The organism is Mycobacterium asiaticum (assembly GCF_001673635.1).
In the GTDB taxonomy this organism is placed as follows: Bacteria; Actinomycetota; Actinomycetes; order Mycobacteriales; family Mycobacteriaceae; genus Mycobacterium; species Mycobacterium asiaticum_C.
The window spans coordinates 122,633-130,409 of the sequence record NZ_LZMH01000051.1; the positions used below are offsets into that span (position 1 = coordinate 122,633).

The 7,777-nt window shown below is 67.4% G+C and carries 8 protein-coding genes and 1 riboswitch; of the genes, 4 read left to right on the plus strand and 4 right to left on the minus strand.

What is annotated here, in order from left to right; translation table 11 throughout:
• Position 1: 1 nt before the first annotated feature.
• Positions 2-1,021 (minus strand): tryptophan--tRNA ligase, encoded by a 1,020-nt coding sequence (trpS, locus tag A5645_RS14820; protein WP_065130060.1) that lies wholly within the window; start codon positions 1,019-1,021, stop codon positions 2-4.
• A gap of 174 nt (positions 1,022-1,195) precedes the next feature.
• Here trpS and A5645_RS14825 point away from each other — a divergent pair, with 174 nt between their 5' ends.
• The 4 genes from A5645_RS14825 (at position 1,196) to A5645_RS14840 (ending at position 5,519) form a co-directional block, all read left to right on the plus strand.
• On the plus strand, positions 1,196-2,002 hold the full coding sequence (locus A5645_RS14825; RefSeq protein ID WP_065130069.1) for an alpha/beta fold hydrolase: 807 nt from the start codon (positions 1,196-1,198) through the stop codon (positions 2,000-2,002).
• Positions 2,003-2,043: 41 nt separating this feature from the next.
• A riboswitch (SAM riboswitch) is annotated at positions 2,044-2,162 on the plus strand.
• A 122-nt stretch (positions 2,163-2,284) separates the two neighbouring features.
• Positions 2,285-3,637 carry a bifunctional o-acetylhomoserine/o-acetylserine sulfhydrylase gene (locus A5645_RS14830; protein ID WP_065130061.1) on the plus strand — a complete coding sequence of 451 codons (1,353 nt, stop codon included), beginning with the start codon at positions 2,285-2,287 and terminating at the stop codon, positions 3,635-3,637.
• Between the two features lie 11 nt (positions 3,638-3,648).
• Complete coding sequence (gene metX / locus A5645_RS14835; RefSeq protein ID WP_065033718.1) at positions 3,649-4,791, plus strand: homoserine O-acetyltransferase MetX; 1,143 nt, start codon at positions 3,649-3,651, stop codon at positions 4,789-4,791.
• Positions 4,788-5,519, plus strand: a complete 732-nt coding sequence (locus A5645_RS14840; protein WP_065130070.1) for a class I SAM-dependent methyltransferase — start codon at positions 4,788-4,790, stop codon at positions 5,517-5,519. The genes metX and A5645_RS14840 overlap by 4 nt, the downstream gene beginning before the upstream one ends.
• 4 nt (positions 5,520-5,523) lie before the next feature.
• Here A5645_RS14840 and A5645_RS14845 read toward each other — a convergent pair whose 3' ends face one another.
• The 3 genes from A5645_RS14845 to A5645_RS14855 form a co-directional block, all read right to left on the minus strand.
• A complete protein-coding gene (locus tag A5645_RS14845) occupies positions 5,524-6,099 on the minus strand; it encodes a carboxymuconolactone decarboxylase family protein (protein ID WP_065033717.1) in 576 nt (191 codons plus the stop codon).
• A complete protein-coding gene (locus A5645_RS14850) occupies positions 6,096-6,407 on the minus strand; it encodes a carboxymuconolactone decarboxylase family protein (RefSeq protein WP_065033741.1) in 312 nt (103 codons plus the stop codon). The genes A5645_RS14845 and A5645_RS14850 overlap by 4 nt, the downstream gene beginning before the upstream one ends.
• 161 nt (positions 6,408-6,568) lie before the next feature.
• Positions 6,569-7,777 (minus strand): pentapeptide repeat-containing protein (locus A5645_RS14855; RefSeq protein WP_216638318.1); only part of this gene is annotated, 1,209 nt, incomplete at its 5' end.

Sequence of the window (7,777 nt, forward strand, 5' to 3'; positions counted from 1 at the left end):
CTTATTCCTTAAGCGGAAGGAAACCTAACCGATCGTAGACCCGCTGCACGGTTTTGCTGGCGATCTCGTTGGCGCGCTGCGCCCCGGCCGCCAGCACGGCCTCCAGCTCGCCTAGGTCGGCGGTCAGCTCGTCGACCCGCGCCTTGATCGGCCGGACATATTCAACGACCGCTTCGGCGGTGTCCTTCTTCAGATCGCCGTAGCCGCGCCCGGCGTACCCGTCGACCAGGGTGTCGATGCCGACGCCGGTGACCGCCGACTGGATGCTCAGCAGGTTCGAGACGCCGGCTTTGGCCTCCGGGTCGTACCGGATTTCGCGTTCGCTGTCGGTGACCGCGGAGCGGATCTTCTTGGCGGATTTGGCCGGATCGTCCAGCAGGCTGATCAGCCCGGCGTCGGTGGACGCCGACTTGCTCATCTTCGACGTCGGGTCCTGCAGGTCGTAGATCTTGGCGGTGACCTTGGGGATCAACACGTCGGGGACGACGAAGGTGTCCGGGAAGCGGCTGTTGAAACGCTGGGCGATGTCGCGGGCGAGTTCCAGGTGCTGGCGCTGGTCCTCGCCCACCGGAACCAGGTCGGTGTCGTAGGCCAGCACGTCGGCCGCTTGCAGCACCGGATAGGTGAACAGTCCGACGGTGGTCGAGTCGGTGCCCTGGCGCGTCGACTTGTCCTTGAACTGCGTCATCCGGGAGGCCTGGCCGAACCCGGTGAAGCAGCCCAGCACCCACGCCAGTTGACTGTGGGCGGGCACGTGGCTCTGCACGAAGATGGTGGCCTTGTCGGGGTCTATGCCGAGCGCCAGGTATTGCGCGGCGGTGATCAGCGTGCGGCGCCGCAGCGCGTCCGGATCCTGCGGGATGGTGATGGCGTGCAGGTCCACCACGCAGAAGAACGCGTCATGCTCGTCCTGCAGCCCGACCCACTGGGCAACCGCGCCGAGGGCGTTGCCGAGGTGTAGCGAGTCAGAAGTGGGCTGCACACCGGAGAAAATCCGGCGGGATCCGGTAGGGGTGCTCATGATGCTCCCGATCTTTTCACGGGGCCCCGACCGCGCGAGCGTGATGCCAGCCGCAGGCTCGGTTGCGGTACCAGCGGTACCGCATTTACTGTCGAATTTATGCGAAGCCTGCGAAAGCCTTCATCGGGCGCCGCCACCCGCAAGCCCATCCACTTGGGTTCGGGCGAGCCGGTGCTGCTGCTGCACCCGTTCTTGATGTCGCAGACCGTGTGGGAGGTGGTTGCGCAGCAACTGGCGGAAACCGGCCGCTACGAGGTGTTCGCGCCGACGATGGCGGGCCACAACGGCGGTCCGCGCGCCGGCACTTACTTCCTGTCCTCTGAGGTCCTGGCCGACCACGTCGAGCGCCAGATGGACGAACTCGGCTGGGAGACCGCGCACATCGTCGGCAACTCGCTCGGCGGCTGGGTGGCGTTCGAGCTGGAACGCCGCGGGCGCGCGCGCAGCGTGCTGGGCATCGCCCCGGCCGGCGGCTGGACCCGGTGGAGCCCGGCCAAGTTCGAGGTGATCGGCAAGTTCATCCTGGGCATTCCGATGCTGATACTCGCCTGGCTGTTCGGGCCGCGGGTACTGCAGATACCGTTCAGCCGCCACCTGGCCACCTACGCGATCAGCGCCAGCCCCCACGGGGTCAGCGAGCGCGAACTCAGCGTCATCGTCGATGACGTCGCGCACTGCCCGGCCTATTTCCAGCTGCTGGTCAAGGCGCTGCTGATGCCCGGGCTGCAGCAGCTCGCCGAGAACTCCGTGCCCGCCCATCTGGTCGTCTGCGAGAAGGACCGGGTCGTCCCTTCCCCCCGGTTCAGCAAGCATTTCCGCACTGAGCTGCCCGAGGACCACCGGTTCACCAAGCTGGACAACGTCGGCCATGTGCCGATGTTCGAGGCACCGGGGCGGGTCACAGAGGTGATCCTGGATTTCCTGGACGAGTGTGTGGGCGCGAACCCTGGCAAGCAGGTGGCCGAGCCGCCCGCCAGCTAGGAGTTGGCGGGGATCAGCCGCCATACGATAGTCTGCAAATCGGTCATGAGCGCCAGCGTCAAGCCCCGGCTTGCTGGCCGGCAACCCTCCAACCGCGGTGGGGTGCCCCGGGTGATGACCAGGTTGAGTAGCCGCACCGGCTACGCGGCAAGCGCGGGTCCGCCGTCAACCGGGCCCCTGAGCTGACAGGGAAACGTGATGTGCACTTCTGAAACCCACTCGGCTCTGCAAGCTGTGCCTCTCTTCGCCTAACCGCCATCTCCCCAGCAGAAAGCGACCAGAGTGAGCTCCGAGAACACCGACCCGACCGCGAATTGGTCCTTCGAAACCAAGCAGATTCACGCCGGGCAGCGACCGGACCCGACCACCAACGCGCGGGCGCTGCCGATCTACCAGACCACGTCGTACACCTTCGACAACGTCGCGCACGCCGCCGCGCTGTTCGGCCTCGCGGAGCCCGGCAACATCTACACCCGCATCGGCAACCCGACCACCGACGTCGTCGAGCAGCGCATCGCCGCACTCGAGGGCGGTGTGGCCGCGTTGTTCCTGTCCTCCGGACAGGCCGCCGAGACCTACGCCATCCTGAACCTGGCCGCCGCCGGCGATCACATCGTGTCCAGCCCAAGGCTGTACGGCGGTACCTACAACCTGTTCCACTACTCGCTGCCGAAGCTGGGCATCGAGGTCAGCTTCGTCGAGGACCCCGACGACCTGGATTCCTGGCAGGCAGCGGTGCGACCCAACACCAAGGCGTTCTTCGCCGAGACCATCTCCAACCCGCAGATCGACGTGCTGGACACGCCCGCCGTCTCCGAGGTGGCCCACCGCAACGGGGTGCCGCTGATCGTGGACAACACCATTGCCACGCCCTATCTGATCCAGCCGCTGGCCCAGGGCGCCGACATCGTCGTGCACTCGGCCACCAAATACCTGGGCGGGCACGGCTCGGCCATCGCAGGTGTCATCGTCGACGGCGGCACCTTCGACTGGACCAACGGTCGCTTCCCCGGCTTCACCACACCAGACCCCAGCTACCACGGCGTGGTGTTCGCCGAGCTGGGGCCGCCCGCGTTCGCGCTCAAGGCGCGCGTGCAATTGCTGCGCGACCTCGGCTCGGCGGCGTCGCCGTTCAACGCGTTCCTGGTGGCCCAGGGCCTGGAAACGCTGAGCCTGCGAGTGGAGCGCCACGTCGCTAACGCGCAGCGGGTCGCCGAGTTCCTCGAGGCCCGCGAGGACGTGTTGTCGGTCAACTACGCCGGCTTGCCCAGCTCCCCCTGGCATCAGCTGGCCAAGAAATTGGCGCCCAAGGGCGCGGGCGCGGTGCTGGCGTTCGAGCTCGCGGGCGGCGTGGACGCCGGCAAGGCGTTCGTCGACGCCCTGCAGCTGCACAGCCACGTCGCCAACATCGGGGATGTGCGTTCGCTGGTCATCCACCCGGCCTCGACCACTCACGCCCAACTCAGCGCCGCCGAGCAACTTGCCAGCGGTGTCACCCCGGGCCTGGTGCGCCTGGCCGTCGGCCTGGAGAACATCGACGACATCCTGGCCGACCTGGAGCTCGGTTTCGCCGCGGCCGGGGCGATCAGCTCGTCGGTGGCCGGGACCGACCCGCAGGCCGTGGCGGCGTTCTGAGGACGCCGGACGTGACGATCTCCGACGTGCCCACACAAGCGCTGCCCGCCGAAGGCGAGGTCGGCGTCGTCGACATCGGTGCGCTGCGGCTGGAAAGCGGTGCCGTCATCGACGATGTCCACATCGCGGTCCAGCGGTGGGGCGAGTTGTCGCCGACGCGTGACAACGTGGTGATGGTGCTCCATGCGCTCACGGGTGACTCGCACATCACCGGGCCCGCCGGACCGGGACATCCCACGCCCGGCTGGTGGGACGGGGTGGCCGGACCGGGCGCACCGATCGACACCAACCGCTGGTGCGCGGTGGCCACCAACTCGCTCGGCGGCTGCCGCGGCTCCACCGGGCCGAGCTCGCTGGCCCGGGACGGAAAACCGTATGGCTCAAGGTTTCCGCGGATCACCATCCGCGACCAGGTCGAGGCGGACATCGCCGCGCTGGCCGCGCTGGGAATAACTCAGGTGGCCGCCGTCGTTGGCGGGTCCATGGGCGGTGCGCGCGCGCTCGAGTGGATTGTCGGCCACCCCGACCGGGTGCGGGCCGGCCTGCTCCTGGCGGTGGGGGCCCGCTCCACCGGCGACCAGCTCGGCACGCAGACCACGCAGATCGCGGCGATCAAAGCCGACCCCAACTGGCAGGGCGGCGACTACTACGAGACCGGTCAGGCTCCCGACGACGGCCTGAAAATCGCGCGCCGCATCGCGCACCTGACCTACCGCGGCGAGGTCGAGCTGGACCGCCGGTTCGCCAACGAGGCGCAGTCGGGCGAGGATCCGGCGGTCGGCGGCCGCTACGCCGTGCAGAGCTATCTGGAGCACCAGGGCGACAAGCTGCTTTCGCGCTTCGACGCGGGCAGTTACGTCACCCTGACCGAGGCGCTCAACAGCCACGACGTCGGGCGCGGGCGCGGCGGTGTACACGCGGCGCTGACCCGGTGCCCGGTCCCGACCGTGGTCGGCGGTATCACCTCCGACCGGCTCTACCCGCTGCGTCTGCAGGACGAGCTGGCCGAGCTGTTGCCCGGTTGCGGCGGGGTGCGGGTGGTCAAGTCCATCTGCGGCCACGACGGGTTCCTGATCGAATCCGATGCGGTGGGTGTGTTGATCCGCGAGACCCTGCAGTTGGCCGAAAGCGCGTGCGCGAGGCAGCAAAGGTGACCCGATCCCAGCGCGATCGTTCCCTGTCCTTCGGCGCGGCCGCGGCCGCCTACGAGCGGGGCCGCCCGACGTATCCGCCGGAAGCGATCGACTGGCTGTTGCCGTCGGGTGCCCGGGAAGTCCTCGACCTCGGCGCAGGGACCGGCAAGCTGACGACGCGACTGGTCGAGCGCGGCTTGGACGTGGTCGCGGTGGACCCGGTCCCCGAGATGCTCGAGGTGCTCACCGCATCGCTGCCGCAGACGCGAGCGCTGCTCGGCACCGCCGAAGAGATTCCGTTGCAGGACAACAGCGTTGACGCGGTGCTGGTGGCCCAAGCGTGGCACTGGGTGGACCCGGCCCGCGCGATTCCGGAGGTGGCCCGCGTGTTGCGTCCGGGCGGCCGGCTGGGTCTGGTGTGGAACACCCGCGACGAACGGCTCGGCTGGGTGCGCGAGCTCGGCGAGATCATCGGCCGCGACGACGATCCGGTCCGCAACCGGGTGACGCTACCCGAGCCGTTCACCAATGTGGAACGCCACCAGCTCGAGTGGACGAATTACCTGACGTCGCAGGCGCTTATCGACCTGGTGGCCTCACGCACCTACTGCATCACCTCGCCCACCGAGGTGCGCACCAAGACGCTGGACAAGGTGCGTGAGTTGCTGGCCACCCATCCGGCTCTGGCGAACGCCAATGGTCTTGCGCTGCCTTACATCACGGTGTGCGTGCGGGCCACTTTGGCCTAGAGGTTTATCGGTAGCCGCGTTTGAGCAGGTGCCTCGCACCGGCGTCCATTGCGGCGGGTTCGGCGATCGCGAAGTCGAAGGCATTGGCCAGCCGGTTGGTGACGTCGAAGGCCAAGCACACGGCCAGCGCATCCTTGATCTGCTCGGGCGAAGCGCCCGTGTCGAGGACGGCTCGGATATCGTCGGCGTCGACACGGTGCTCCCGGGCGAGCTTGCCGAGCAGGCGAAGGGTCTCCCGCAGCGGCGCGCCGATGGGCGCCCCATCCAAATCGTCAAGTACGGCAGCGACTTTCGCGTCGTCCTGATACCACTGTCTGGAAGTGGCGGTGTGCGCGGCGACGCAGAACGGGCATTCGTTGGCTTGCGAGACGACGGCCGCCATCAGCTCGCGGTCACCGACCGACCATTCCGAAGTGCCGCGCATGGCCTGGTGGGTGAGTTCGCCACCGCCGTAGAAATCGCGTCGGTAGAAGGCCAACTTCACCGCATCGACGACCGGGTGCCGTGACACCAGCCGGATCACCCCGAACAGCGCCTTGATGTGCGGCGGGTGGCCCCGGTCCAGGACCTGCAGCCTCATCGGTCTGCCCCGGTGGCTTCGGCGAGTGCGTCCAGCGCGCCGTGATAGTGACGGTTGGCCTGGCCGACGGCCGCGCAGACCACGATCTCGAACACCTGGTCCTCACTGAATCCTGCGGCGCGCACCGCGGCTACGTCTTCGTCAGTGACCTGGTAGGAGCTGTTGGCGACCTTGTCGACCAAGGTGCGCATCGGCTCGGTCAGTCCGGCATTGTCGAAGGCGGCTCGGCGCAGCGTGGGCGGTGCCGATGCGTCACTGCGGAGCACGCGAGCGACGAGCTCGCTGTGCAGTCGGGTGATGTCGGTCATGGATATTCGGCCCCCGTTCACTTCCATAGATTTTCGTCCCTGTAGTGACGACGAATGAAGGGCCGCTATTGCGACGGATGCCCGGTCGTGGCCCCGCCCGGGGGGCCGGGATCGGCTGAAACATTAGTGAGTCGCGGCTGGATGGTGTGGCATGCCGACGTTTACGGGCCTGTGTTGGTGAAGAAGAACCCCGACAACCTCTCGCCGATGTTGTTGAAGCCCGAGATCACCGCCGACGCAAACAGGTCCAAGGAGCTGAAGTTGTAAAGGCCGGCGATGTCGGTGCCGCGGCTCAGCATGCCCGATAGCTGGGTGCCGAAGTTGGCGACGCCGGACAGCGACCCGGCCGCTGCGGTCGACACCGAGTTCAGTAGGCCGGACACGGAAGTGCCGAAGTTCATGAAGCCGGAAACGGTGCCACCGCCGCTGTTGAAGAAGCCCGACGACGGCAGCAGGCTGGTGTTGAAGAGTCCCGGGGTGCCGCCGAATCCGGCGAGCGGAATGTCGATCGGGCCCAGCGTGCTGGTCGCGTGCAGATCGAACAGGATCCGGTCGATGACGGCCGTCGGGAGGTCGAAGGACGGTGTGCCGCTCTCGAGGCCGAAGCCCAGCGGCAGCGACGGAATCCCGCCGGCCGGGGTGTTGAAACCGGGGATGGTCAGTGACAGCGGCAGCCCGATGTTGATCGGACCGGTGGGGATCGTGAATCCCGGGATGGTCAGCGACCCACCCAGGGTGTGGATCGGCTCGAGCCTGAAGCCGGGGCTGTCGACTCTCACACCGGCCGGAGAGCCCTCGATCGTGATCGGTCCCGGAAGGACAAAACCGTAACTGGCGACGACAACGAAACTTGAACTTCCGCCGGAGATCGAGAAACTGGGCGCAGTGCTGTAGTCGATGGTGATGTTCGGTCCGGTGATGGTGATGGGGGCGACGCTGATGGGGCTGATGTTGACGGCCGGGTTAATGGTCGCGTGAATCGACGGAATCGGGATGGACGGAATGTTGACCGGGCCGATCGCGCCGGCCGCATCGAGGTACCACGGAATGGTCGGGATGTGGATCGGCGGAATCACGGTGATGGGTCCCAGGCCGCCGACGATGTCGGCGCCGACCACCGGGATGACCGGGAAGGTGTATTCGAGCGAGAACCCGGGCAGGCCTTGGTAGTTGCCTCGCCAGATCAGGCCGTCGACGTAGTTGCCGGAGACGAGAGCACCGGTGTTGACGCTGCCGGTGTTGAGCAGGCCGGTGTTGGAGTTTCCGGTGTTGAACCAGCCGGTGTTGATGTTGCCCGGGTTGAAGTCGCCGCTGTTGGTGTTGCCCGCGTTGAAGCTGCCGGTGTTGTGGTGCCCGGCGTTGCCCAGGCC